This window comes from Lichenibacterium dinghuense, assembly GCF_021730615.1.
Taxonomy (GTDB): domain Bacteria; phylum Pseudomonadota; class Alphaproteobacteria; order Rhizobiales; family Beijerinckiaceae; genus Lichenihabitans; species Lichenihabitans dinghuensis.
Genome location: NZ_JAJLMN010000001.1, coordinates 2,288,423 through 2,312,426 on the forward strand (window position 1 = coordinate 2,288,423; position 24,004 = coordinate 2,312,426).

The following is a 24,004-nucleotide window of genomic DNA, read 5'->3' on the forward strand; positions in this document are numbered from 1 at the left end:
CATGCCGGACGCCGTGCTGAAGGGCCTCGCCGTGCCGGCCGCGCTCCTCCTCGCCGCCGAGGTGGCCCTGAGGGCGACGGGCCTCCGCAGCGACGCCTTGGCGCCGCCGAGCGCGGTCCTGTTCGCGCTCATCGGCGCGCTGCGCGATGGGTCGATGCTGGCCGCCACGGGGCAGACGCTGTACGGCGCGGCGCTCGGCCTGGTGGTCGGGGGTGCGGTCGGCCTCGCACTCGGCATCCTCCTCGGCCTCAGCCGCCCCGCCGACCGGCTGCTCGAAGTCACGGTCGAGGCCGTCCGTCCCATCCCGTCGATCGCGCTGATCCCCATAGCCCTGCTGGTGCTCGGCTTCGGCCCCGGCATGGAGATCGCCATTGTGGCCTTCTCCTGCGTTTGGCCGATCCTGATTCTGGCCCGCGCCGCCGTCGCGGGCGTCGAGCCGCAGTTGCTGGAAGTCGCGCGAGCGCTGGGCCTGTCCTTCGGGGCGCGCGTGGTCAAGATCGTGCTGCCCGCCGCCCTGCCCCGCCTCCTCGTTGCGCTCCGGGTCGCGGTCGGCGTCGCCCTGGTGGTGGCCGTCACGGTCGAGATCGCCGCCGATCCCCGCGGCCTCGGCAACGCCATCATGGTGGCCGAGCAGGCGCTCCAGCCGGCCCTGATGCTGGCCTACCTGCTCTGGATCGGCCTCATCGGCTTCGCCCTCAATGCGGCGCTCGGCGTCGCGCAGGGGCGACTGCTCGGGCCGGCCGCCGCGGGGGCGCGGCCGTGAGGGCGCTCCGGCGCGCCCTGTGGCTGCTCGCGAGCCTGATCGTCGCGGCGGGCTTCGTGGGACTCTGGCAGGCGGTCGCCGACCATCGCCTCATCTCGCCCGTGTTTCTGCCCGGGCCGGACCGCGCCTGGGCGGCGCTGCTGCGCGGCTTCGAGCGGGGCACGCTCACCGCCAACCTCCTCGGCACGGTCGAGCGCATGGTGCTGGGCTGGATCCTCGCCTCCGCGGTCGGCGTCGCCCTCGGGGCAGTGATCGGCACCTCGCCCCGCCTTCGGGCCTATCTCGGGCCCCTGCTGGAGTTCCTGCGCCCCCTGCCCGCCTCGGCCCTGATCCCCGTCGCGATCGCGGTGCTCGGACTGTCGGACGGGATGGTGCTCGCCGTCGTCGCCTTCGGCTCGCTCTGGCCGGTGCTGCTCGCGACCGTGCACGGCTTCGCCTCGGTCGAACCCCGCCTCTACGAGGTGGCCCGCGCCCTGCAGCTGTCCCGGGCGGCCACCGTCGCCCGCATCGCCCTCCCCTCCGCCGGCCCGGACATCCTCGCCGGCATGCGGCTCGGGCTCACGGTCGCGCTGATCCTGGCCGTAGTCTGCGAGATGCTGGCCGCGCGCGAGGGCCTGGGTAACTGGATCCTGCTGTCGGCCCGCTCCTTCAGAGCGCCCGATCTTTATGCCGGCGTGATCGTCCTCGGCGCGGTCGGCTACGGCAGCTCGGCGCTGCTCGCCGCTCTGGAGAGGCGCGTCCTGGCCTGGAGGTCGTCCCCATGAAGGATGGTCTCAAGCGAGATCCCGATGTCGCTCTGAGAAACTGCCTTCGACCCACGCACGACAGGATCGTGTCGGGGACGTCGGGCTGATCGGCGTCGCACCACCGAATACCGGCAAAGGGTGCTCCGCATACGGGGTGACCTGAGCGCCTGCGGTCGCTCCCTGATCGCAGCAGATCATTCCCTGATCGATCGAAAAGCTTCCCTGATCCGCCAAGCAGGGAAATGGCATCCTAACCTGCTGCCGCGGAACGGTTATCGACCGCGCTCTCGTGCCCAGGATGGCTCTGGTGGCGCGTTTTCCCTGCTGTTTCCCGCGTGGCAGGGAATGCAGGATACCGGAGACGAGGTTTGTCGCGACTGCGCACCCCACCAACGTTTTCAATTACTTAGATGACGCAATACTGGGCCACTCCCGGCTCGTGTCAGCATAAAGTCAGCAAGCGATAGAGCTGGATCAGCCGGCGAGCCGCGACGATCCACCGCTTCCCTCGTCCGCGCGAGATCTCGCGCCACGGCCAGCGCCTACTCGCGGGCACATGGGAAGACGGCGGCGAGCCGGCGCCGGGCCGGGGCATCCGTATCCAGGACTGGCTCGTGGGCCTGCACGGCGTCCCCTGATTGGCGCCCCATTGTGACAATCGAGGCCTCCGACATCATCAAGCTGCTGCGCGAACTCGGGCGCTCCGACCCGACCTGCCGCACCATGGCGGAATGGGCCGACCACGCCAGCACGCCGGTGCTGGAGGTCTGCCACGAAGCCCTGACCAAACTCGCCGCCGAGAAGGCGCGGCTGGCAAAGGTTGTCGAGGAGATGCTCGCGGCCGTGTCGGTCGGGACGGAGATGGGGATTGAGGGTGACCAAGTGCTCTATGACAGCGGTCCGTCGGCGCCTTGATCGATTGAACCCTCGCCGCAGTGGCTCAATGGCTGTAATGCCGCACCGCTCCATCGAAGCCGACGTACCGGCGATGCTCTCCGGGCCTGATGTGGCCCGCGTGGCAGATTCTACGCCCAGTCTTGCGGACCCGGTGACACCCGTTGGCGTCCAGCGCTCCCGGATGAGCGTCGGCCGTGATTAGCAGTAACGCGAGCACCAGCATTGAGATGGTGATGAGGCAGGGAAAGCGCATACGGAACTCCGGGCAACTCTAACCCGGAGTAGCATTGTGTCGCCTTGCCGTCAGCCGGTCGCCGCGCGACTATCTGCCTATGCTCGACGCCCTGCTCTGCGCGTTCCACCTCCACTGCGCGCACCCCCGGGTGCCGAAGCCCCGCCCCGCCGCGCCGGCAGCGTCCGCCACAGCCTGCCCGGAGGACTTCGTGGGCGGCCGCCCGCCGCGTGTGGTGAACCCCAAGGTCGCCGTCAGCACCTATCCGCTCTGCCTCGCCGGCTTCGCCACATTGTTCTCCGGCGTGACTCGCACGCCGGTCTACTCGGCCGAGCACCTCACGGCGGCCCGGATCGAGGCGGCGCGGGGCATGGTGCGGGTGGACACATTCCATCCCGAGCCAAGGCTGCCCGTCGACGTCCGCAGCGAGCTGAGCGACTACCGCCGGAGCGGCTACGACCGAGGCCACATGGCCCCGAACGGCGACATGGGCGACGCGGCGAGCCAGGGTGACAGCTTCAGCCTGGCCAACATGGTCCCGCAGAACCACGCCAACAACGCGGGCCTGTGGTCGGCCATCGAGGAGGCGACCCGGAATACGGCCGTGACGGACGGCGAGGTCTACGTGGTGACGGGCCCGCTCTACCAAGGTGCCGACATCGCCGTGCTGCAGGACCGCGTCTATGTCCCGACCGGGATCTGGAAGGCCGTCTACGACCCCGTCCCGAACCAAGCTGGCGCCTATGTGGCCGACAACAGGCCGGGGTGGGACTACCGGCGTGTCTCGATCGACGAGTTGACGAAGCTGACCGGCGTCGACCCGTTTCCGGCACTCCCCGCCGGCGTCAAGGCCGCGGCGCCGGACCTGCCGCCGCCGACCCGCGGCCGCTACTGAGGAGAGCAGCGCCATGGCCGACGCCTTCAAACCCTTCGCCGACGACGCAGGCGCGCTGACGATCGGCGGCCTCACGGTCGAGAACGGCACCGACCGCGTCAGCCTGTCAGGCTCCCTCGATCTCGCCCGCGACAGCCAGGGGCTGGACCACGCCAGGGCGCTGCGGGCCACGCTCGACGGCGTCATCACTGCCCTGGAAGCCGAGAAGAACCTACCGGCGCGGGCGGCTGTCCCGAAGGCGGCGTCGGTGACGCAAAAGAAAAACCCGTTCGCGTAGCGGCGGACTTCAGCTCACCCCTCCCCGAATCGCCGCGCTACCTGCTCGGGCCGCCGAGCCGGAGCTCCCCGCTCCGCAGCTTCGGCCTCCGCCTGTGCCACCGGGATCAGCGTGCCGATGAATGCTCGGAGCTTCGGGGAGCCGGCATTCTGAGCTCGATCAGCGAGAGCCCGGAGGTCATTCAGGATCTCGCGGAGAGCGGGCGCGTCGGGCATCCGAGAGTTGTATAGCCCGATTCCGTGAGGATGCGGGGTTGACGGCGGGGTCGCTTTCGATTCGGTTTTGTGTCGATGATCAAGCGCCATTTCCTGAGCAAGGACGATCGTGCGCGGCTGACGGGCATCGCGCGGGATGGGCTTGAGGAGCATCGGGTCGCCCGGCGCGCCAACGCGATCCTTTTGTTGGACAAGGGCTGGAGTTGCGAGCAGGTTTCGGAGGCTCTCCTCCTGGACGACGACACGATCCGGAGCTGGTTCAAGGTTTATCGCGAGGGCGGCGTACCGGCTCTGGCGCGCTTCGACTTGGCGGGCGGGCACCGCGCCTTGACGGTGGAGCAGCTCACGGCCCTGAAAGCCTGGGCCACGGAGGCGCTTCCGGCGTCGACACGCGCGATCGGTCATCACATCCGGACGACGTATGGCATGTCGTACACGCGATCCGGTTTGATCAAGCTGATGGCGGCGCTGGATTTTGTCTGGCGCAAGCCTGACCTTGTGCCCTCGCATCTCGACCTTGCGGCGCAGGAAGCGTTCATCGAGCAGCATGAGCGGCTCCGCAACGGCCTTGGGGCCGACGAAGCGATCGTCTACGGCGATGCCGTTCACCCGACCCATCAGACGCGACCGGCGGGCGTGTGGATGCCGCGTGGCGCCGACGTCGCGGTTCCTGCGGCGTCGGGCCGTGATCGCATGAACATCCATGGTGTGATCGACCTGGAGACCGGCGCGACGCGGATGAAGGAAGTGCTTTCGGTCGATGCGCAAAGCACGATCGAGCTTCTGACCTCCATCGAGAACGCCTACACGACGATGCGTCGGATCCATGTCTATCTGGACAACGCCCGCTATCATCATGCCCGTGCTGTTCAGGATTGGATGAGGCAACCGGGACGGCGCATCGTGCTTCACTTCATCCCGAGTTACTGCCCTCACCTCAACCCGATCGAGCGGCTCTGGGGCGTGATGCACCAGAACATCACCCACAACCGGTACTATGCCACATTCAAGGACTTCGCGGAGGCGATCCTGACATTCCTCAAGGAAACGGTCCCGAAGCACTTCAGTCGCTTCTCATCCCGAATCACCGATAACTTCCGCATCCGAGACCCAAAGGATTCTCGGGTCGTCGCGTCGTAGATGTATAGCGCGGCGCCGAATGGTGACAAGATTGACAGCCGAGCGCGGTGCCGCCGTGCGGAGCCCGCGGTCCGGCGGGGCGCCTCCGGCCGGGCCGCGGTCACGCGGCAGGGCTTGGCTGCTGAGCGATGACCTCGAGGGTCACGCGGACATCGCAGAAGGCCTCTCCGTGCTCCCCTCGGATGCGACAGCCGTGCCGAGCAGGTCGGAAGGCATGAGCTTCGGACAAAACGTCGAGCACGATGGCCACGGCCTGCTCTCTGGCCTCGCCCAGCGTCGCGAAGACCTCGCCGTGTTCGTCGGGTATGGACGATAAATCGTCGTACAAATCGAAGTAGAACCGCAGCATTGCAATCCTCCATCGCTACAACGAGGATGGAGGACGCCGAACGCGGTTCAAGCTGAAGCCGAGTGCGGCACTTTGGTTTTCAGGCCCATGCGCTACGTCGCCCTCATCCTTCTCTTGCTCCTCTCCGGCTGTGCGTCGCCGGGAGGGGTGCCCTACAGGGTGATCGATGTGACGAATGCGGGGCGGGCGCCGTGAGGGTCAGTTGACCGTCCGCGTGACTCGACTCGGCATGATGTGCCTGATGGCCTCAAGGCTCTCCGCCACATCGTATGCATCCTGGATGTCGAAGCCGACCTGAGGAACGCCGTCGAGCACGACGACAGTGTCCGTGCCGTCGTAGACCACGGCGTAAGTTTCCTCTCCGACCCGCATGACGTCGTAGAATTCGGGGGTGGGCTTGTCGGGCATGGCGAAGTCTCCGGCAAAGGAAGCTACTCCTTCAACCGATGAGCGCAACAGCCCACGCCTTCAACACCCCTCCTGCTCCGCCACCACGAGGCACGTCAGGTCGGGCCGACCCCGCCTCGCGTCCTCGGCCCGGATCGCGGCGAGGACAGGCATCAGCGCCGCTGCCGAGCGTCCCACCAGGGATGCGGCCTCGCCGTAGGTGACGACGCGCCGGGCCCGCGCCAGCCGTTCCAGCTCGGCGCGGATCGCGGCCTTGTCGCGGGAGAGGTGGCCGGTCGATAGGGGAGGCTATCTCACCCCTTGCCATCCTGCCGTGTCCCCTATTTGATTTCGTAACGTAATCAAACAGACGCGGCCATGAACCTCGGGACAGCGGCGAAGCGCCCCCGCCACCTCGTCGACTGGCCGCTGGTGCTGGTCGACGTCGAATGCTCGCTGTGCCCGCGCCTCGGGCGTTACCGGCTCGCGCGCCTCGCCGAGCGCTACGGCGCCGCGGTGCCGCTCGCCCGCCTCCTGGAACTCATTGCGGCGGATTGCACCCTGATGAAGCCCGGCGAGAAACCGCGCCAGTACGAGGCTCGCTGCGGGATCCGCTACGTCGTGCCGCCGGCCGAGCCGCTGCCAGCCGATGCGCCGGCTCGGGCCGGGGAATCTCGCACAGGACCGTCGGAAGGCACTAAGCGCAAGCGCCTCGGCCCCGACGGGCCGCCGCCGACGCTCGGCCAAGTGCGCCGGCAGGGATGCATCGGCATCTCGGCCAAGTGCCTCAGCCTGTGGCAGGGCCACACCTGCCACCACACGGTGACGCTGCCGCTCGATGGGCTCGGGGTGTCCGACGACGAGGTGTTTCTGGACCTGTGCCGATCGCTGCGGCTGGTCTGCCCCCGCTGCGGCGGGCGGAAGATGCACGTCGTGCCGCTGTGGCCCGACGTCCGCCAGAAGCGCGCGGCGAGCCTGGGCGTCGACACGCGTCCGACTATGCCAGGCGCTTCGCCAGGGCCTCGACTGCTGAAAGCGGGAGAGCCGCCGACGGTGTGAGACCGTGTTAAGGCGTGCGAGGACACGTCCGGCAACGATCCCTGTCGGAAGGTGATGGTCGCCGTCGGCGTCGCAGCAGTTGCGGCTCGGCGCCCGCACGGCGCCGGCTCAGTGCCATCCTCATCGCCGACTCTGCCTCACTTCGCGCGGTCGCGCTCGCACATGCGGCGGACCACGTAGCCGCCAGTTCACAACAGCCCCAAGCTCGTCGGCCGCCGGAACCGTCGCTCGCGTCCGGCCCGTTCCCCTGTCCCGTGATGCGGAGATTAACTCTGTCGGAAGACGGGACGTGTCTCGCCGGTCCTCTCGACCAGGATGATCCTATGATGGATGCCGGCAGGAGGCTTGGGCGGCCGACGCCGGCGTGTTCGCCTCAACCCGGCGGCGGACCGCTCCGAGCATCCCACACAGGCGGAGGCTCCCCACTTGCGTTCCTCTCGGGAAGACACGCGGCATCGCCTCCTCAGCCTCGAGGCCGGCCGCTTCGTCGCCGCCGTCCTGGTGGCGTGCTTCCATTTCTCCTTCGCTTTCGTGAACCTCCGCGGCGTGCCGGTCTTCGGCATGGCGTTCAGGGGCGGTCACGCAGGGGTCGAATTCTTCTTCGTCCTCAGCGGGTTCATCATCTTCTTCATCCATCGGGGGGATTTGGGGCGGAAGGGCACGCTCGGCTCCTTCGCCGTCAAGCGCTTCACGCGGATCTATCCCGTGTTCTGGATCATCTGGATCCCGCTTCTCATCGGGTTCCTCGCGCCTCTGGGCCTCGGCGGCCACCGTGTGATCGACGCGGCCGACCTCGTGCTCGACGGCCTGCTGCTCCCCACCGACGGGGATGGGATCATACAGCAATCCTGGACGCTTCGGCACGAAGTGGTCTTCTACGCCCTCTTCGCGGTCGCGATCTGGAACCTGCGGATCGGAACGGCGGTGTTGGTCGCCTGGCAAGGGGCGGTGCTGATCGTCGGCACAGCCTGTTCCGGCACGCTTCCGCAGGCCCTCATGCCCTTCTTCTACATCTACAACATCGGGTTCGGCCTCGGCATCGCCACGGCCTGGGCGGCCGACCGCTGGAGACCGTCCCGCCCCGGAACGATCGCGCTCGCCGGTCTCGCCTTCTTCGCCGCATGCCTCGCGGCGGAATGGTACCTCGGGCGGTCCGACTATTCCCCGACACAGCTGCCTTTGGGCGGGATCGCCAGCCCGCTCCTCTACCTCGCAGCCTCCGCGATCGTCATCTTCGGTGCGACGGGCTTCGACAGACGCCGGGCGCTTCCCTGCCAGGATCAGATCAGGATCCTGGGCGGGTGCTCCTATGTCCTGTACCTGTTCCATACGACGGTCGGGTCGGTGACGATCAGGCTCTTCGGCCTTCCGATCTTGAAGTCCGTCCCCGATGGGCTCGTCTTCCTGGCCATGCTGTCGGCCTCCGTCCTCGTCGCAGTCGGCGTCCACCTGTGGGTCGAGAAGCCGGTTCTCCGGTTCCTGAGAGGCAGGTCGTCGGCGCGGCCTCCGCTGGCCTCGGCCTTGGCCGGGCGTGCGGCCGAGTAGAGCGGGGCCGTACGAACGAAGGTCGGACGAACTGACCGGCCGTCGCAGCGCAACCCCGAAGGCGCTGGGCCATTCCCGGCCCTGAGAGCGTCGACTCGCCCGGCCGTGGCTGAGCCACGCTCGTCGCGAGTCTCCTGCCGTTCATCTGCAGACGGCTCCGGTGGGGCCACCCTCCCTGGTTCAGAACAGCCTTCAGATCCTCGTCCCACTACAAGCCGTCGTCGGGCTGCAGCATATCCTGACCGTGCGACCGGCCGCAGCGATCGCACCGGCGACCGGTACGGCCGAGGCGGATCGAATGCCGCAGCTCGCGCCAGTTGATCGGGCAGAGCCAGCGGTGCGGGCGGGGATGAGCACGGGGCGGGCTCGGAATGGCGACTCCCAGGGCTACGGCGCGGGGCTGGAGCGGGGAGGCTTGCAAAACTGCTTAGCTCCATCTCAGAATAGACACAGGCTGCTTCAAATCAGAGTGTTCCCATGTCGCTCCGCTCCTTCGGCTTCGTGGCCATGCTGGCTGTCTCTGGATCACCGGCATTCGCCGCTGGTTGCCACGTCGACCCGTTCTCGACAGTGTTCGGCGCCGACACCGATGCGCACATGACCGTCAAGTCAGGGCAGCGCTGCGGCATCACGATGAGAACGGGCGGCCGAGGTATGTCGCGTAATATCGGTGGAACGACTGGCACGACATTAGATCAGCAAGCGCAACACGGAACCGTAATAATCCCGGAACCGCATCGTATCGAATATGTGTCGCAACGCGGCTATACAGGGTCAGATCAGTTTGTTTTCGAGCGGACCGGCGAAACTATGAGCCAGAAGACCGGGCACACGAACAGCGGGACGTCGCACTATACCGTGCACGTCGATGTCGTGCCCTGATAAGACACCATCCCCAGCGCCGCCCTAACTCGCTCCTACGCAGCCCAGCGCCTGATTGCGCACGCCACCGGAACTTGCCCTATGCGTCTCACCCTCATCATCGTCGCTCTGGCGATCGCCTCAACGGCTGGGGCAGCTGAACGCCTGCCGAAGCACAACGGAGCAGACGGCGGTAATGGTCTGTCGAACGGCATGCCGGGATGCGGAGGGGGCACCGATCCGTCGCCGGACGGCAAGTTCTACGTCAGAGGCACGAACCGGGAGTGCAATCCCGGCAAACAGGACCGCGCGAAGCTGAAGCAATAGTTGCTCGGTCAGCCTCCTCCTTCATTGCACGTCAGCTTCGTCCGACGCATTTTCTGCCCAACGGCGGCGCCGTGCCGTCGACCCGAGGGCAGGAACAGCGGATGGAATAGAACTTCACCGAACAGGCGGCCGAGATCGTCGGCGCCTATGTGGCGCACAACTCCGTTCCGGTGGGCGAACTGCCCAACCTGCTCCGCGCCGTGCACGACACGCTGGCGTCGCTCGGCAAGCCCGAGCCCGTCGAGGCACCGGCCGCCCCGCTCGTGCCGGCCGTGCCGATCAAGAAGTCCGTCACGGACGAATACATCGTCAGCCTCGAGGACGGCCGCAAGCTGAAGGCGATGAAGCGCTACCTGGCCGGGCTCGGCATGACGCCGGCGGACTACCGCGCCAAGTGGGGCTTGCCGTCCGACTACCCGATGGTAGCGCCCGCCTACGCCAAGGCACGATCGGCGCTGGCCAAGGGGATGGGGCTGGGTCGAAAGTCGGTGCAGTCGATGTCGGACCCTGAGCCCGCCCCCGCGCCCCAGCCGGAGCCCGAAGCCGCCGCGCCGGTGCCGAAGAGGGGTAGGGCGAAGAAGACGGCGTGAGACGTCCGCGGCGCGTGTCGGCGAGACGTGAAACATTTTAGCTCAGACGCAGACGCGTGCGAAACAACCGGCAGTGCATCCTCGAAGACGCCCACTCCGGGGAATGCCATGCTCGACGCCGACCTGCCCCGCCTCGTGCTCGACGTCGAACTCGTCTCGGCCGCTCCGATCGAGGGTACGGACAGGCTTATGGTGACGCTGCGCACCAGGATGGGCACGCCGCTGGAGCTGCGCCTCACGCGCGCCGAGGCGGCCGATTTCGTGGCGCTGATGGCAGCCGACCGGCACCAGGCGCGCCGCGTCGCCGCGCGGTCGTGACAAGCGGGCTGGGCCGGCGGTAGCCTCGTGCACGCGCCGCCGTGGCGCGCCGGATCTCGCCCATGCGCCTCGCATTCGCCCTCGCCGCCCTGGTTGTCGCCTCGCCGGCTGGGGCGGCGGCTCCTCAGGTCATCAGCACCGATCCCGGCAAGGACGTCCGCCTCGGCGTGTTCGCAGTGGTGCACAAGGACTGCTCGACCGGCGCAGCGCCCGAAATCCGCATAGCCCGCCCGCCATCGCACGGCGTCATGTTGCTGCAGAGCGTCACGCTGTCGACCAAGCACGTCGATAACTGCCCGGTGGTGACGGCACCGGCTCGCCAAATTACCTATCGGCCAGCAGCTGGGTTCATTGGACAGGATAATGTGGCGTTTGACGTCGTCGACCCTGTCACAAAGCAGGCTGACCTTCACCCGGTGATGATCGCCGTCCAGACCATGCAGCTGAAGCCCTGACGGCAGGCGCAAACTTACGCCACCGCCCTCCGCACGACAGCTATCAGCTCCGCTGCCCGTGCCTCACACTCAGCGGCCATCGCCGTGAGCGCTTCCTCCGCACGCCTGTCCGTGGTGTGCCGGGACAGACGGCGACACCGCCTCGCCTTGTCTATCAGGGCGTCGGCGGACTGAGCGAGAGGGAGCATCTGGGGTGACATGTCCACAGCATCCCGAACGTCACTCAACGGACTGTAAACGGTCCGTCCGACGCCTCTATTTCGGACCGAACTCAAGCGCCGGCGCAACGCGCAATCGGCCGTTCAACTCCTTATGAACGGCCTGTCGTCGTCAGGGCTTGGTCTTCGACATGGAGCCGCCGCCCGGCTCGGCGCCGCTCGCCGATTTCGGCAGCGCCAACTCCGTCACCTCCGTGACCGAGTCGGGTCCGATCACCATGGCAACCGGATCGCCTTTCTTATCCTTGGCGTGAACGTAGAAGGATGATGGAGTGACGGTCACATCGGTGTAGCCGGCCTTGGTCATCTGATCTTGGATCTGCTGCCGAATCGGCGCCTTCATCATGCTGGCTTGGTCCGCCGCCTCCATGGCTTGGCTGTTCTGGACCACGGGCCCCTTGTCGGCCGACTGCGCCCCAGCTCCGGACACGCTGGCGAGAAGGGCCAAGCTGCACGCGGACATGACAACCATCGATCTCATCGAACTCTCCCGAAGCGATTATCGCAATCGGGAAATTGAGTGACGTCGAGCTTAGTTTCGCACGAGCACATTAAAGGTCGGCCACCCTCCCGAGTGCCCCGCGCACTCGCTCCACGTCGACATGTCGTCGTCGAGCACCAAGCGATCAAGCATGAACTGCTCGGTGCCGGCGGCGCGTAGCAGAGCAGCGTGCGCGTCCTTGAGGGCAAGCCATCCCGCCTCGGGAGGGGTGACGCGGAATGTGTAACGCTGCCGCTCGTGGTTGCCGTTGCCGCTTGCTGGCGCAGGCCTGATCGTCCCGTCAGTGACGGAGGCGAACATGGCGATGAGCGGTGCGAAACGGCAGGCGGCATACCAGGAGCGAGAGCGCAAGAAGCTGGCCGACGCGCTGGCCGAGGTCGATAGATTGCAAGCGCGCGTCGCCGTGTTGAAACAAGAGCGCGACCGCCTGGACGGCTTGCTCGGCTTCGCCCTGAAGCAGGAGGAGTGGGCCGAGGGTGAGCAGCTGCGCGCCAGCGAGGTGGGACGAGAGTTCGAGGCTTCCGATGGTGAGACGACGCCCGCCGCGTCGAAGGTCGTCGTGGTGCGCGCTCCCCCGCGCAGCCGAGCGCCATCTGCCCACGGGAGGACAGGGTCACCGATCCCGCTGTGGCTGATGCCGGCGACCTGCTGATGGGCATGGGGACAACTCAAGATGTGCCAGCTCCGCCCTGCCGAGGTCGCGGGTCTGCCGGGAGCCGTCCGACGCGTGTCCGAGAAGCTGATCTCGCTTGATCGTTGAGGCGATGCCGGCCTACCTTGGCCCGTCCCGCCGAGACCCCGCCCATGCGCGCCACCGCCGCCGCTCTCGCCTTCCTGGCCGCAGTCTGGCCGGCAGGCGCCGCCACCATCACCGCGACCGTGACGCCGGACAATCGCCCTGCCCTTTTGATCGAAGGCCCGATCGTCGAGGGCGACCAGTACCAGCTTGATCAGGTTTGGGCCGCGAACCCGTCGGTTCAAGTTGTCATCCTCAACAGCCCCGGCGGACTGATCCTTCCTGCTCTGCGCATCGGTGACACCATTCGGCGGGGTGGTTTGGCCACGGTCGTCATGCCTGGCGAACTCTGCGCCTCGGCGTGCGGGGACATCTGGCTAGCCGGCATCCATCGCATTCTGCCAGAGGGCGCCCGCGTCGGGTTCCATGGAATTTATGGCAACGACGGCAAGACGCTCACGATGACGGGCGCCGGCAACGGCTTGGTCGGAGCCTACCTCGCCCGCATGGGGTACAGCGACAGCACCGTCGTCCTGGCCACGGCCGAGCGGCCTGAGGGCATGGCCTGGATCACGTCGCACGACACTATCAACAGCGCCGGCCTGTCATTCGAGACGCTGCCTCCGAAGGAACTCCGGGTTCGCGAGGTCCGGATCGATGGTGAACTAAAAGCGTCCGAGGTTCCCCGCGTATCCGTCAACGTGCCATCTGACAGGCCGACGAATCCGCTTGATCTCGCTGGGGGAAGGCCGGAGCCGCAGAAGCGCGCCAAAGTGAAGCCCGTTCCGAAGGCCATGCCCGCATGGCCGGGGTATTCGCGGCCCATGACGCAGCAGGATCTCATGCGGTTCTCGTCAGACCCGCCGAGCGACGCTGCCGAATAGCAGTCACACCCCGAAGTGGCGCCCCCGCCCCGCCGCTCGGTCGGGCGTGCAAATACTTCGAGGTGAGCGCTACGCTGGCGTGCCCGAGCCCTTGCTGGACGAGGCTGAGGGGCGTCCGGTTGTCGAGCGCGTGGGAGGGGCGGCTGTGCCAGAGCCAGTGGGCGAAGTGTCGCTCGGCAGCCAGGCGAGCGCGTCCTCGTCCCACCATAGGTCCTCGCCGAAGCACAGGACCTCGCGCCCGTGCGGCCGCCCGCAGTGCTCGCACCGGTTGCCAGCGCGGTCGAGGCGGATCGAGGCCAAGAACTCGGGCGCGTCGAAGGGGTAGGGGCCGCCGTGGCAGGCGAGGATCGGCACGGGGCAGGTTCCGGGGAGGTCGGTCCTCAAACCTACGGCGTGGCGCTGGAGCGAAGCCCTGCAGAGGCGAACGATCGCTCGCCATGGCGCGTCTCGTGTCTACGACGACGCGGACTCGAACAATTGTCGGGCCACCCATCCCATGTGAAGGCCGATCCTCGCACCCTCTGATACGTCCTCCACACCGTCGGAGGTGTTCAGGGTGCCGACGGCTGAGAGAGGCGTGCGCTCTTCCCCACAACAGGCGGAGCCGCGGCAATGCCCCGCTACTTCTTCAACCATGCCGGAGACGGCTACCCGCCCGACGACGAGGGTTTGGACCTCCCCGATCTCAGGGCCGCCCGCATCGAGGCCACCTGTTTCGCGGCCGAGAGGCTTCGGGACCGGCCCCAATACGCCTGGGACGAGACGGATTTCAGGATCGAGGTCACGGACGGCGACGGCCTCCTCCTCTTCACCGTCACGGTGCTCGGGATCGATGCGCCGGCGGCGAGGGTCGGATGATCGCCAGCCCGTTCATCCGCAAGCTCGAACACTTCGCACTGCTGTCGACCGAGGACCGGCGCAGGATCGAGGCTCTCATCGGGCGCGCGACATTCCTCGCCCCGCACGAACACTTCGTCCGGCCCGGCGACGATCCGCGATCGGTCCACATCCTGCTGGATGGCTGGGCGTGCCGCTACAAGACGCTGCCGGATGGACGACGCCAGATCGTCTCCCTGTTCCTGCCCGGCGACATGTGCGACCCCTACGTGTTCCTCCTCGACGCGGTGGACTATGCCATCGGCGCGCTCACGCCGTGCACGGTGGCGAAGGTGCCGGCCAGGAGCATCCGCGAACTGACGGCGGACAGGCCCCACATCGCCGAGGCGCTCTGGTGGCAGACGCTGGTGGAGTTGGACCTGCAGCGCGAGAAGATCGTCAGCCTCGGCCGGCGCAACGCGAAGGAGCGCATCGCGCACCTCTTCTGCGAGGTGCTGGCGCGCCTCGCCGCCGTGGGTTGGTCGAACGGGACGGACTGCGATTGGCCGCTCACGCAGGCCGACCTCGCCGACATCACGGGCCTGTCGACCGTCCACGTCAACCGGAGCCTGCAGGAGATGCGCAACGACGGCCTCATCGAACTGCATAACCGGCACCTGGTGGTCCGCGATCACGGGGGGCTGCGCGAGACCGCCATGTTCGACACCATCCACCTCCACGGCTTGGCGGCGGAGACGCCGCGCACGCCCACGACGGAGCCCGGCTGAGCGCTCACCGTCTTCTCGACGCGCGCTGGACGATCCATCTGATCGGAGACATGCCATGCCCCGCTACTTCTTCCACCGCACGGACGGCGGGTTCAGCCCCGACACCGAGGGGACCGATCTGCCGGTGCCACGATGCAGGAGCGCCCCAACGATGTCTGGGACGGGCGGGACCTCCGCGTCGAGGTGACGGACGACGGCGGCCGGCTCCTGTGCACCGTCGTGGTGATCGGGATCGATGGGGGAGCGGCGCGAGATGCGCCGTCGAGATCGCGCGAGAGCCGGACGCGGAGCTTGAGCGTGCGTGGCAACGCATCCTGCCGACCATCGAGACCCCGCTGACCCTGTTTGAGGGCGAGCTGTCGTGATCGACATCACCTCAGAATAAAGCGAACAGGCAGGAGGTGGATTGATCTGTGATAACAGCGCGCATTCCGTATGAGCTCAATGCGATCAAGCCGCAACTCTGAGTTATTTATATCATGTTTCAATTTACAAGGATGAAAAACTAAATTTACGTTCGTTGAGTATCGACTTAATCTATGTCAAGAGTGGGTTGGTTCAGCCATGTGAAGGATTTGACACGGTTATCCTTTCTGGAAGCGTTTCATGCCTTCTCAAAAGCCCGCCTCAAGGCGCCATTTCACCCCTGCCGCTAGGGCGCTCGCCATCGAAGCGAGACGACGCAAGCAGGAAACGGCACTGCCGAAAGGCACTCCGGAAGTCTTTGTGGTTCGCGATGACGATCCCATTCGCGGCTACGGGTGGGAGATCCGCCGCTTCGGCGCCGTAGTGCTCGACAAGGGCTTGGCGATCTACTCGACGACGCAAGCCGCTCGGTCAGCAGGGGAGATGGCCTTGTCGGCCCGGACCGTCGAGGCGTGACGTCCGGCAAGCTTCCACCAATTCGGGAACCACAAACGCCCCCGGCATCGCAGCCCGCCCGCATCCTCACCCGCCAGGAGGCACGCTATCAACTCGTCCGTCTCTGCGAAGTCGTGCTTTGGAGCATGGCTCGGCGGAGAATGCACTGATGTGGCCTGGGTCGGTCTCGCCCCAGCGCGAAACGATGTACGAGCTGTTTCGCAAGCTCGGCGACGAGCAAGAGGCCGTGTGCCTAGCAGGTCGCTGAAAAAGGTCGACGTTCAGCCCCTGAGCTTCATCCGGCGTCGTTTTTGGCGGGTGGACGATGGAAAGCGTGAGGGTCGGTCTTTTTGCTGTCCGCTCCTTTGCCGCCGCGACGGGGCTGGCGCTCGTCGCGACGGGACAGGGCCCCATGTCACGCCACCTCACGCCACCGCTGGTTCGGCCAGCAGCTTTGGCAGGCGTATGAGGTTGCAGGCCGCGGCCGAGACGGCGAAGGCCATGTCGACCCGCTCGCGGCCGCGCATCCGGATGCGGCGCAGCAGCCCGAACTCCTTGCCCCAGCCGAACCCCTCCTCGATGCGCTTGCGGATGCGCTGGCTCACGGCGTAGCCGGGGTGACGCGTCGTGCGCCCGTCGACGGCCGAGCGGCGCTTGGCCGTGTTGCGGGCGATGTGCGGCGTGACGTTCATGCTCCGCAGCTCGTTGACGAAGTCCTCGGCGTCATACCCTTGTCGGCCCCGAGCGTGATGCGGCCCGGCCGATCGGCGCGTTTCTCGATCATGGCGAGGGCCGCGGTGCGCTCGGCGTGGCCGTTGGCCTCGGTCACGCAGCCGTCCACGATCAGCCCATGGCGGTTCTCCATCAGCGCATGCCCCATGAAGCACAGCCGGCTTCCCGGCCCCGTCCCTTGCGGTAAAGCCGCGCCTCGGGATCCGTGACGCTCCGATGCGTGTCGTTGCTCAGGCGCTCCCCGTGGAAGTCCGCCTCGGCATTGCGTCCACCGCGTCCACCGCGCCCGCCCGCGGGCGGCTCGGCAGAAGCGGGCGGGTTCGGCGGCGTGTCGCCGTGCCTGGGCCTGAAGCTCTTCATCGAGGCCCAGGCCTGGATCAGCGTGCCGTCCACGCTGAAGTGGTCCTGCGACAGCAGCCGCTTCACCCGCGGGATGGCCAGCACCGCACTCAGGAACGCCGCCGCCACGCTGCCGTCGAGCAGGCGGTCGCGGTTCTTGGAGAAGGTCGAGGCGTCCCACACGGGATCGTCGATGCCCAAGCCCACGAACCAGCGGAACAGAAGGTTGAAGTCGAGCTGCTCCATCAGCTGGCGCTCGGACCGCACCGAATAGAAGACCTGCAGCAGCATCGCCCGCAGCAGCTGCTCGGGCGGGATCGAGGGACGGCCGATCTCCGAGTAGATCTCGCCGAAGCGCCCGTCGAGCGACGCCAGAGCTTCGTTCACCAAAGCCCGGATCGTACGCAGGGGATGATCCGAACGGACCCGCTGCTCCAGGTCCACGTAGGAAAACAGCGAGCCGCTCCGGCTGTCCTGTCCGCGCACTCGATACTCCCCCCATGAGCAAGGCGGAGTGAATCACGAACTGGCCAGACCCCGAAGCCTTTTTCAGCGGCCTGCTAGAAATCGGGGGGTGTCCGTATGTGAACCGCGCCGGGTTTCCCGGAGGCTCCTGATCTTGCGAGAGTGGAGCCATGACGAAGCGCACACCCCCCTTTTCCCCCGAGGTCCGCGAGCGTGCGGTCCGGATGGTGCAGGAGCACCAGGGCGAGCATAGCTCGCGGCACGCGGCCATCCGGTCGATCGCGTCCAAGATTGGCTGTTTGGGGGAAACCCTGCGCAACTGGATCGAGGAAACCGAGAACAGCAAAGGTGCGAGGCTCGGCCCTGCATCGGACGAACGCGAGCGCATCAAAGCGCTGGAGCGCGAAGTCCGCGAGCTGCGTCAGGCGAACGAGATCCTGCGCAAAGCGAGCGCCTATTTTGCCATGGCGGAGCTCGACCGCCGCTCACGGACATGAAAGCCTTCATCGACGAGCACCGGGATGCTCACGGGGCCCTGCCGATCTGCAAGGTGCTGCCGATCGCCCCGTCGACGTACTACGCGCATGCCGCTCGGCAGGCTGACCCCGCCAAGCGGTCGGCCCGCGCCCGGAGCGATGCGGCGCTGATGGTCGAGATCCGCCGCATGTTCGAGGAGAACTTCGGCGTCTACGGCGTGCGGAAGATCTGGCGGCAGCTCGGCCGCGAGGGCATCCATGTCGCCCGCTGCACGGTGGCGCGCCTGATGCGTGTCTTGGGGCTGCAAGGGGTCGTGCGGGGAAGAAAGGCCCGCACCACAGTGCCGGATCCCTCGGCGGCTTGCCCGCTCGATCCTTCGACGAGCTCAGGATGAGGGGGTGAACCGGCAGTTCAAGGCACCTCGTCCCAACGCGCTGTGGGTGTCCGACTTCACGTATGTGGCGACCTGGTCCGGGTTCGTCTATGTGGCTTTTGTCATCGACGTGTTCGCCCGCCGCATTGTTGGCTGGCGAGCTTCGCGCTCAGCCCAGACCAGCTTCGTGCTGGATGCGCTGGAGCAGGCCCTGCACGAGCGCCGACCTGTCGGCGGGCTCATCCACCACTCTGATCGAGGAGTACAGTACGTCAGTATCAAATACACAGAACGACTTGCCGAAGCCGGCATCGAACCGTCGGTCGGCAGCATAGGAGACAGTTACGACAACGCCCTCGCTGAAACCATCAACGGCCTGTTCAAGGCCGAGGTGATCCACCGGCGGGGGCCATGGCGGTCGTTCGAGGCCGTCGAATACGCCACGCTTGAGTGGATCGACTGGTACAATCACCGCCGGCTGCTCGAGCCGATCGGCAACGTCCCGCCGGCCGAAGCCGAAGCAGCCTTCTACGCCGCGCTTGAGGCCACCCCGATGGCGGCGTAACGTCCAAGCCAACCAGCCTCCGAGAAACCCGGCGCGGTTCAATGCCGCAGCATCGGGTAAAGCTGGTCCCAGATCGCATGCCACGTGCCGTCAGCCTGAAACTTGCGGAAGATGTTGTACACCGTCGAACGCGGAGGAAAGCCATCCCGCGGCAGATAGCGCCACGGGCAGCCGGTTCGCAGCAGAAACAGGAGCGCGTTCATCGCCGACCGCATGTCGGTCTTGCGGGGCCTGCCACCCGGAGTGGCATCCGGGATCAGCGGCCCCAGCACGGCCCACTCCGCATCCGTGACATCGCTCGGAAAGCCGCCACCCAGGCGCTTGTAGGTTTTTCGTTGCTCGTCGGTCCACATGGTGATCCTGCCCGCTCGCTCGCCGGCTCTGAATCACACAACCAGGACGACGTCATCCATCCTTTTGGGTCAGGCTCTGAGCCCGTCCCGTTCGCTTCTCCACCTCGGCATCATCGCGCCGCCGCGTCGGCGTAGCCGCGCGGTGGCGTCTCCGGATGGCCTCGGTCGGGGTGTTCCAGGGCGGCGAGCGCCATGATGCGCTCTTCGGACGCCTCCGCGAACGCGATCTCGCCCGCGAGCCGCCCAGCTCTCATCACGAGGATGCGGTCCGAGATGGTCAGAACCTCCGGCAGGTCGCTGGAAATCACGAGGATGGCGAGGCCGGCTTTCGCCAACTCGCGCATCTGAGCGTAGATCTCGGCCTTGGTGCCGACGTCCACTCCTCTCGTCGGCTCATCGACGATGAGCAGGCGCGGTTCGGCCGCGAGCCACTTCGCCAATACGACCTTTTGCTGGTTGCCGCCGCTGAGCAGGCCGACGAACTGCTCGACGCTGGGCGTCTTGATGCGGAATCGCCCGACGTAGCCGTCGATCATGCGCGTCTCGTCGCGCTGCCTGACGAAACCCCGCGACGAGACCATCCCGAGGCCCAGTGCCGCGAGCGACAGGTTGGGGCCGACGCCCATGCCGAGGACGAGGCCCTGCCCTTTGCGGTCCTCCGGCACGAGGCCGATGCCGAGCCGCATGGCATCGCGCGGCCGCCGCACCGCGACGCGCTTGCCATCGAGTTCGACGCTGCCGCTTTCCGGCGGCGGCGCGCCGAAGAGGCCGAGCGCCACCTCCGATCGCCCCGCGCCGATCAGCCCCGCCATCCCCACGATCTCGCCCTGGCGGATGTCGAAGGACACGTCGTGATAGCGATGCCCGTCGCCGAGCCCCCGCACCGACAGCACCACCGGTCGCGCTTCGGCGGAGGGTGGCACGCGCTGCACCTCGGCGAGGTCGCGTCCCACCATGAGCCGCACCACCTCCTCGGGGCTGGTGTCGGCGAGCGGCACCGTGCGGACGTGGCGCCCGTCGCGGAGCACGGTGACGCTGTCGCAGTTGTCGAACACCTCGCGCATGCGGTGCGAGATGTAGAGCACCGTCACGCCATGGGCCTTGAGGTCGTGGACGACCCGGAACAGGGCGAGGGAGTCGGCCTCCGAAAGGCTCGACGTCGGCTCGTCGAGGATCAGCAGCCGCGGCTCGTGCACCAGGGCCTTGGCGATCTCGACGAGTTGCTGCTGAGCGATGGTGAGGTCGCCGAGTTGCGCGTCGGGGTCGATCGCGACGCCGAGCCGGTCCAGCACCGCGCGGGCGCGGGACCGCAGGGTCGCCCGGTCGACCAGCACGCGGGCCTGCCGCGGCTCGGTGCCGAGGCCGATGTTCTCCGCCACCGACATGTTGGGGGCGAGCATCAGTTCCTGGAACACGATGGCGATGCCCTTCGCGGCGGCATCGCGGGTGCTCGCGAGGTCGAGGTCGGCGCCGTCGAACACGAGGCGGCCCGCCGTGGGCCTGTGGGCGCCGGCGATGACCTGCATCAGCGTCGATTTGCCGGCGCCGTTCTCGCCCATCACGGCGTGGATCGTGCCGGACTCGACGTCGAAGCTGACGTCCTGCAGGGCTTTCACCCCCGGATAGGTCTTGGTGATGCCATCGAGGGTGAGGAGGGCAGGCATGGCGTCACCTCGATCAGGAGGGCGGGAGCCGGGACGTGCGCCCGTTTCGATCGACCGACGTCGACGATGAGCCGTCGACGTCGGGGCACGCCGCACGCGTGCGGCCTGCCGTCTCGTCTGTCAGCGGGGACGTGGATCGGCCGCCGGCGTCGTCCGGGACGGACGCGGCCGTCACTGCCCGGCGGTGAACTTGTCGACGTTCGCGGCGTCGACGATGTCGACGCCCGTGTCGATGACCGGCGGGATCTTCTCCCCCTTGGACAGCTTGTCGAGCGCCTCGATCGAGTCCGCCCCCATGGCGAGCGGCCTCTGGCCCACCAGCGTCGTGGCATAGCCGTCCTTGAGGAGCTTGATCTGCGTCGGCAGGGTGTCGAAGGACACGATCACGAACTTCCCGCTCTTGAGGTCAGCGGCCTTGTTCTTCAGCGCCCGCATGTAGGCTTCGGGAGCGAACATGGGCCAGCCGCCCGCGAAGTAGATGCCGTCGATGTTGGGGTTCTTCGCCAGGATGTCCTGGATGATCTGCACCGCGGTGTTGGAATCGTCGTTGCAAGCGAAGGGCGAGCCCGACACCTCCTTGAAGCTGTCATTCAGCTTGGACCTGAAGCCCTTGATGCGGTCGTTGAGGTTCTGGGCCGACAAGCCGCCCGTCAGCACCGCGTAGGTGCCGCCCTTGGGCATGGCCTTGACGAAGGCTTCGCCCGCGGAGGCGCCGCCCGCCTCGTTGTTGGTGCCGATGAAGGCGATGCGCTTGGACTTGGGCGCGTCGGAGTCGAAGGTGACCACGGGGATGCCCTTGGCCTCCGCGGCCGAGATCACGTTGGCGATGGAATCGGGATTGTTCGGGGCCACCGAGATGCCGGCGACCTTCTTCGTGATGAGGTCGCGGATGATCTGGGTCTGCGCGGCATCGTCGAGTTGGGCCGGTGAACAGACAGGTGGCGCCGAGCTTCGCCGCCTCTTCCTTGCAGCCCTTCTCGGCATCCGCGTAGAAGGGCACGCCGAGCGCCTTGGGCACCAGGGCGAAGACCTTGTCGGCGGCGCGGGCCGGGCCGGCGGAGGCCAGCGCGGCGAGGGCCGCGGCCGTCAGAACGATACGCTTCATGTGCATCTTCTCCCGATGTCGTTGATGATGGTGTGTCCGGGCCTCACCGCTTCTTCCAGACGCCCTTGCGGAGCTGGTCGATGAAGACGGCGAAGACGATGACGGAGCCGACGAAGACGCCCTGCCAGTAGGCGTCCGTGCCGAGCAGGACGAGGCCGTTGCGCAGCACCTCCAGGATCACGGTGCCGACGAAGACGCCGAGGATCGTGCCCTCGCCGCCCGTGAGCGCGGTGCCCCCGATCACCGCCGCCGCGATGACGCTGAGCTCCTTGCCGAGCCCCTGGTTCGAGATGGCGGAGGACAGGTAGGAGACCTCGACGATGCCGGCGAGGCCCGCCGACACGGCCGAGATGACGTAGACGCTGATCTTGAGGCGGTCGACGTCGAGGCCGGTCAGCCGCGCCGCGCGCTCGTTGCCGCCGACCGCGTAGAGCTGGCGCCCGTAGACCGAGCGGGTCAGCACGACGCCGAACAGCACGGAGAGCAGCACGAACAGGATGAAGGGGTTCGGCAGGCCGAAGCTGTCCCCGCCCCCGAGCGCGAAGAACCAGTCGCCGTCCGGCCGGAAGCCGTCGATCGCCTTGCCGCGCGTGACGACGAGCGCCAGAGCCCGGGCGATGCTCATGGTGGCGAGCGTCGGCACGAAGGGCGGCATGCGGAGCTTGGTGACACAGAAGCCGTTGAACAGGCCGACCGCGGCCGCGACCAGCAGGGCCAGCGCGCAGGCCACGACGACCGGGAAGCCCGCCGCCATCATGGCGGCGGACGACACGGCCGCGAGGCCCCACACGCTGCCGACCGACAGGTCGATGCCCCCGGTGATCATCACCAGCGCCTGACCCAGCACGACGACGCCCACGAAGGAGAAGTTCCGGGCGTCGTTGAGCAGGTTGTCGACGCTGGCGAAGTCCGGCGCGAAGAGCGAGATCGCGACCATCATGATCAGCAGCGCGCCGATGATGCCGGTCTCGCGCGACCTGAGGACGCGGGCACCGAGGCCGGGGCGGACGGACACGTCCGCCGGTGTCGTGGTCAGGCCGCTCATCGTGATCGCTTCCTCGCAGATGTCCGGGGGTCGGCGCGCTGGCTCAGAACTGCTGCTTCGCGTACATCTCCTTGGCGTTCTGCCGGTCGATGATCTGCGTCGGCACGGTGACGTTGCGCGGCACCTCCGTGGCGCAGTCGATCAAGATCTTCTTGGCGAGTTCCAGCGCCTCGGCGGCCCCGGTGGGGTAGATGAAGGTCGCGGCCCACTCGCCATCCGCCACGGACCGAATGCCGCCCGAAGGGCCGGGGAGGCCGTCCGTGCCGATGATCTTGATCTCGCCGGCCTTGCCGGCCTGCTTGGCCGCGATGTAGGCGCCCGCCGCGGCGAGGTCGTTCGACGTGTAGACGAGCTTGATGTCCGGGTGGGCCTGGAGCATGGCGCCGAATACGGTGACGGCCTTGTCCTCCTGCCAGTCCACGGGCTGAACGGCCACGAGCTTGATCTTGGGGTTCTCGGCGATGCCCTCCTTGAAGCCTTCCAGCCGCTCGATGGCGGGGGAGGACGAGGGCAATCCTTCCAGGATCGCCGCCTCGCCCCCGTCCGGCATCAGCGTCTTGGCGGCATACTGGCCCGCCTCCTTGGCGATCTGCCGGTTGTCGCCCCCCACGAAGGCCGTGTAATCGTCGCCCACCGTCTTCCGGTCGAGCTCGATCACCGGGATGCCCTTCTTGAAGACGGCCGTCACGGCCGGCGTCAGCGGCGCGGACTCGAAAGGCGAGATCATCAGGAGGTCGACCTGCTTGGTGACGAAGTTCTCGACCTGGCTGACCTGCGTGTTCACGCTGGCCTGTCCATCCGCGATGGTGAGCTTGAACTTCGGATAGTTCTTCACCAGCCGCTCGAGCTCGTGGTTGACGTGCTCGCGATACGGCTCCTTGAAGTTCGCCTGGCTGAAGCCGATCACGTAGTCGTTGTTCGGCCCGCAATCCTTGTAGATCGGCTTGCCGTCCGCCGCCGCGGCGAGGGCCGTTCCGGCCAGCAGAGCCGTCAGCGCGAGGGTGGGTGTCTTCATGGCATGTCCT

27 protein-coding genes, 4 pseudogenes and 1 other annotated feature are annotated in these 24,004 nt (G+C 67.2%); of the genes and pseudogenes, 20 read left to right on the forward strand and 11 right to left on the reverse strand.

Going from position 1 to position 24,004, the window contains the following annotated elements:
- The first annotated feature begins 1 nt into the window (after window position 1).
- The 3 genes from L7N97_RS11105 to L7N97_RS11115 all read left to right on the forward strand — a co-directional run bounded on the left by L7N97_RS11105 (window position 2) and on the right by L7N97_RS11115 (window position 2,424).
- Entirely contained in the window at window positions 2–763 is a 762-nt protein-coding gene (locus L7N97_RS11105) for an ABC transporter permease (protein WP_237478349.1), read from the forward strand.
- Window positions 760–1,527, forward strand: a complete 768-nt coding sequence (locus L7N97_RS11110) for an ABC transporter permease (protein WP_237478350.1) — start codon at window positions 760–762, stop codon at window positions 1,525–1,527. The genes L7N97_RS11105 and L7N97_RS11110 overlap by 4 nt, the downstream gene beginning before the upstream one ends.
- A 633-nt stretch (window positions 1,528–2,160) precedes the next feature.
- Window positions 2,161–2,424, forward strand: a complete 264-nt coding sequence (locus tag L7N97_RS11115) for a hypothetical protein (RefSeq protein WP_237478351.1) — start codon at window positions 2,161–2,163, stop codon at window positions 2,422–2,424.
- Between the two features lie 25 nt (window positions 2,425–2,449).
- On the opposite strand, the gene L7N97_RS30525 is transcribed toward L7N97_RS11115, so the two are convergent.
- On the reverse strand, window positions 2,450–2,659 hold the full coding sequence (locus tag L7N97_RS30525; RefSeq protein ID WP_428980983.1) for a YHYH domain-containing protein: 210 nt from the start codon (window positions 2,657–2,659) through the stop codon (window positions 2,450–2,452).
- Window positions 2,660–2,738: 79 nt separating this feature from the next.
- Here L7N97_RS30525 and L7N97_RS11120 point away from each other — a divergent pair, with 79 nt between their 5' ends.
- The 3 genes from L7N97_RS11120 (at window position 2,739) to L7N97_RS11130 (ending at window position 5,165) form a co-directional block, all read left to right on the forward strand.
- Complete coding sequence (locus tag L7N97_RS11120; RefSeq protein ID WP_237478352.1) at window positions 2,739–3,533, forward strand: DNA/RNA non-specific endonuclease; 795 nt, start codon at window positions 2,739–2,741, stop codon at window positions 3,531–3,533.
- 13 nt (window positions 3,534–3,546) lie between these two features.
- Window positions 3,547–3,810: a hypothetical protein gene (locus tag L7N97_RS11125; RefSeq protein WP_237478353.1), complete on the forward strand. Its 264-nt coding sequence runs from the start codon at window positions 3,547–3,549 to the stop codon at window positions 3,808–3,810.
- A 290-nt stretch (window positions 3,811–4,100) separates the two neighbouring features.
- Entirely contained in the window at window positions 4,101–5,165 is a 1,065-nt protein-coding gene (locus L7N97_RS11130; protein ID WP_237482154.1) for an IS630 family transposase, read from the forward strand.
- Window positions 5,166–5,265: 100 nt separating this feature from the next.
- Here L7N97_RS11130 and L7N97_RS11135 read toward each other — a convergent pair whose 3' ends face one another.
- A complete protein-coding gene (locus L7N97_RS11135) occupies window positions 5,266–5,514 on the reverse strand; it encodes a DUF6894 family protein (protein ID WP_237478354.1) in 249 nt (82 codons plus the stop codon).
- 198 nt (window positions 5,515–5,712) lie between these two features.
- A complete protein-coding gene (locus L7N97_RS11140) occupies window positions 5,713–5,922 on the reverse strand; it encodes a hypothetical protein (RefSeq protein ID WP_237478355.1) in 210 nt (69 codons plus the stop codon).
- A 357-nt stretch (window positions 5,923–6,279) separates the two neighbouring features.
- Here L7N97_RS11140 and L7N97_RS11145 point away from each other — a divergent pair, with 357 nt between their 5' ends.
- The 7 genes and pseudogenes from L7N97_RS11145 to L7N97_RS11175 all read left to right on the forward strand — a co-directional run bounded on the left by L7N97_RS11145 (window position 6,280) and on the right by L7N97_RS11175 (window position 11,056).
- Window positions 6,280–6,960 (forward strand): hypothetical protein, encoded by a 681-nt coding sequence (locus tag L7N97_RS11145; RefSeq protein ID WP_237478356.1) that lies wholly within the window; start codon window positions 6,280–6,282, stop codon window positions 6,958–6,960.
- A gap of 426 nt (window positions 6,961–7,386) precedes the next feature.
- Window positions 7,387–8,505, forward strand: coding sequence for an acyltransferase family protein (locus L7N97_RS11150; protein WP_237478357.1), 1,119 nt, complete (start codon window positions 7,387–7,389; stop codon window positions 8,503–8,505).
- 477 nt (window positions 8,506–8,982) lie between these two features.
- Window positions 8,983–9,387: a hypothetical protein gene (locus tag L7N97_RS11155; RefSeq protein WP_237478358.1), complete on the forward strand. Its 405-nt coding sequence runs from the start codon at window positions 8,983–8,985 to the stop codon at window positions 9,385–9,387.
- A gap of 81 nt (window positions 9,388–9,468) precedes the next feature.
- Window positions 9,469–9,693: a hypothetical protein gene (locus L7N97_RS11160; RefSeq protein WP_237478359.1), complete on the forward strand. Its 225-nt coding sequence runs from the start codon at window positions 9,469–9,471 to the stop codon at window positions 9,691–9,693.
- Between the two features lie 119 nt (window positions 9,694–9,812).
- A pseudogene (locus L7N97_RS11165) lies at window positions 9,813–10,283 on the forward strand (Ros/MucR family transcriptional regulator); the annotation flags it as partial.
- A 108-nt stretch (window positions 10,284–10,391) separates the two neighbouring features.
- Window positions 10,392–10,601 carry a hypothetical protein gene (locus tag L7N97_RS11170; RefSeq protein ID WP_237478360.1) on the forward strand — a complete coding sequence of 70 codons (210 nt, stop codon included), beginning with the start codon at window positions 10,392–10,394 and terminating at the stop codon, window positions 10,599–10,601.
- 62 nt (window positions 10,602–10,663) lie between these two features.
- On the forward strand, window positions 10,664–11,056 hold the full coding sequence (locus L7N97_RS11175) for a hypothetical protein (RefSeq protein WP_237478361.1): 393 nt from the start codon (window positions 10,664–10,666) through the stop codon (window positions 11,054–11,056).
- 330 nt (window positions 11,057–11,386) lie between these two features.
- Here L7N97_RS11175 and L7N97_RS11180 read toward each other — a convergent pair whose 3' ends face one another.
- Window positions 11,387–11,755, reverse strand: coding sequence for a hypothetical protein (locus L7N97_RS11180; protein WP_237478362.1), 369 nt, complete (start codon window positions 11,753–11,755; stop codon window positions 11,387–11,389).
- A gap of 319 nt (window positions 11,756–12,074) precedes the next feature.
- On the opposite strand from L7N97_RS11180, the gene L7N97_RS11185 reads away from it, so the two are divergent.
- Entirely contained in the window at window positions 12,075–12,428 is a 354-nt protein-coding gene (locus L7N97_RS11185; RefSeq protein ID WP_237478363.1) for a hypothetical protein, read from the forward strand.
- A gap of 152 nt (window positions 12,429–12,580) precedes the next feature.
- On the forward strand, window positions 12,581–13,396 hold the full coding sequence (locus L7N97_RS11190) for a COG3904 family protein (RefSeq protein ID WP_237478364.1): 816 nt from the start codon (window positions 12,581–12,583) through the stop codon (window positions 13,394–13,396).
- A gap of 69 nt (window positions 13,397–13,465) precedes the next feature.
- Here L7N97_RS11190 and L7N97_RS11195 read toward each other — a convergent pair whose 3' ends face one another.
- Window positions 13,466–13,750 (reverse strand): SIR2 family NAD-dependent protein deacylase, encoded by a 285-nt coding sequence (locus tag L7N97_RS11195; RefSeq protein WP_237478365.1) that lies wholly within the window; start codon window positions 13,748–13,750, stop codon window positions 13,466–13,468.
- A gap of 258 nt (window positions 13,751–14,008) precedes the next feature.
- Between L7N97_RS11195 and L7N97_RS11200 the strand changes: the two genes are divergently transcribed.
- From L7N97_RS11200 to L7N97_RS11210, 4 genes and pseudogenes are all read left to right on the forward strand, one after another.
- On the forward strand, window positions 14,009–14,254 hold the full coding sequence (locus tag L7N97_RS11200; protein WP_237478366.1) for a DUF6894 family protein: 246 nt from the start codon (window positions 14,009–14,011) through the stop codon (window positions 14,252–14,254).
- Window positions 14,251–15,000 (forward strand): Crp/Fnr family transcriptional regulator, encoded by a 750-nt coding sequence (locus L7N97_RS11205; RefSeq protein WP_237478367.1) that lies wholly within the window; start codon window positions 14,251–14,253, stop codon window positions 14,998–15,000. Before L7N97_RS11200 ends, L7N97_RS11205 begins: the two co-directional genes overlap by 4 nt.
- Window positions 15,001–15,120: 120 nt before the next feature.
- Window positions 15,121–15,339, forward strand: a pseudogene (locus L7N97_RS30530) (DUF6894 family protein); the annotation flags it as partial.
- Window positions 15,340–15,606: 267 nt separating this feature from the next.
- Complete coding sequence (locus L7N97_RS11210; protein WP_237478368.1) at window positions 15,607–15,882, forward strand: hypothetical protein; 276 nt, start codon at window positions 15,607–15,609, stop codon at window positions 15,880–15,882.
- Between the two features lie 404 nt (window positions 15,883–16,286).
- Here the strand turns inward: L7N97_RS11210 and L7N97_RS11215 are convergent.
- Window positions 16,287–17,418: pseudogene (locus tag L7N97_RS11215) on the reverse strand (IS5 family transposase).
- Between the two features lie 149 nt (window positions 17,419–17,567).
- Here L7N97_RS11215 and L7N97_RS11220 point away from each other — a divergent pair.
- Window positions 17,568–18,812, forward strand: a pseudogene (locus L7N97_RS11220) (IS3 family transposase).
- Window positions 17,849–17,965: a sequence feature (AL1L pseudoknot), on the forward strand. (Overlaps the previous pseudogene by 117 nt.)
- A gap of 38 nt (window positions 18,813–18,850) precedes the next feature.
- Here L7N97_RS11220 and L7N97_RS11225 read toward each other — a convergent pair.
- The 5 genes from L7N97_RS11225 to L7N97_RS11245 form a co-directional block, all read right to left on the reverse strand.
- Complete coding sequence (locus L7N97_RS11225) at window positions 18,851–19,165, reverse strand: transposase (RefSeq protein ID WP_255721646.1); 315 nt, start codon at window positions 19,163–19,165, stop codon at window positions 18,851–18,853.
- A 110-nt stretch (window positions 19,166–19,275) separates the two neighbouring features.
- Window positions 19,276–20,829 carry a sugar ABC transporter ATP-binding protein gene (locus L7N97_RS11230; protein ID WP_237478369.1) on the reverse strand — a complete coding sequence of 518 codons (1,554 nt, stop codon included), beginning with the start codon at window positions 20,827–20,829 and terminating at the stop codon, window positions 19,276–19,278.
- A gap of 171 nt (window positions 20,830–21,000) precedes the next feature.
- Window positions 21,001–21,813 carry a sugar-binding protein gene (locus L7N97_RS11235; RefSeq protein WP_237478370.1) on the reverse strand — a complete coding sequence of 271 codons (813 nt, stop codon included), beginning with the start codon at window positions 21,811–21,813 and terminating at the stop codon, window positions 21,001–21,003.
- Window positions 21,814–21,977: 164 nt separating this feature from the next.
- Window positions 21,978–22,979 (reverse strand): ABC transporter permease, encoded by a 1,002-nt coding sequence (locus tag L7N97_RS11240; RefSeq protein ID WP_237478371.1) that lies wholly within the window; start codon window positions 22,977–22,979, stop codon window positions 21,978–21,980.
- A 43-nt stretch (window positions 22,980–23,022) separates the two neighbouring features.
- Window positions 23,023–23,994, reverse strand: coding sequence for a substrate-binding domain-containing protein (locus L7N97_RS11245; RefSeq protein ID WP_237478372.1), 972 nt, complete (start codon window positions 23,992–23,994; stop codon window positions 23,023–23,025).
- Between the last annotated feature and the right edge of the window lie 10 nt (window positions 23,995–24,004).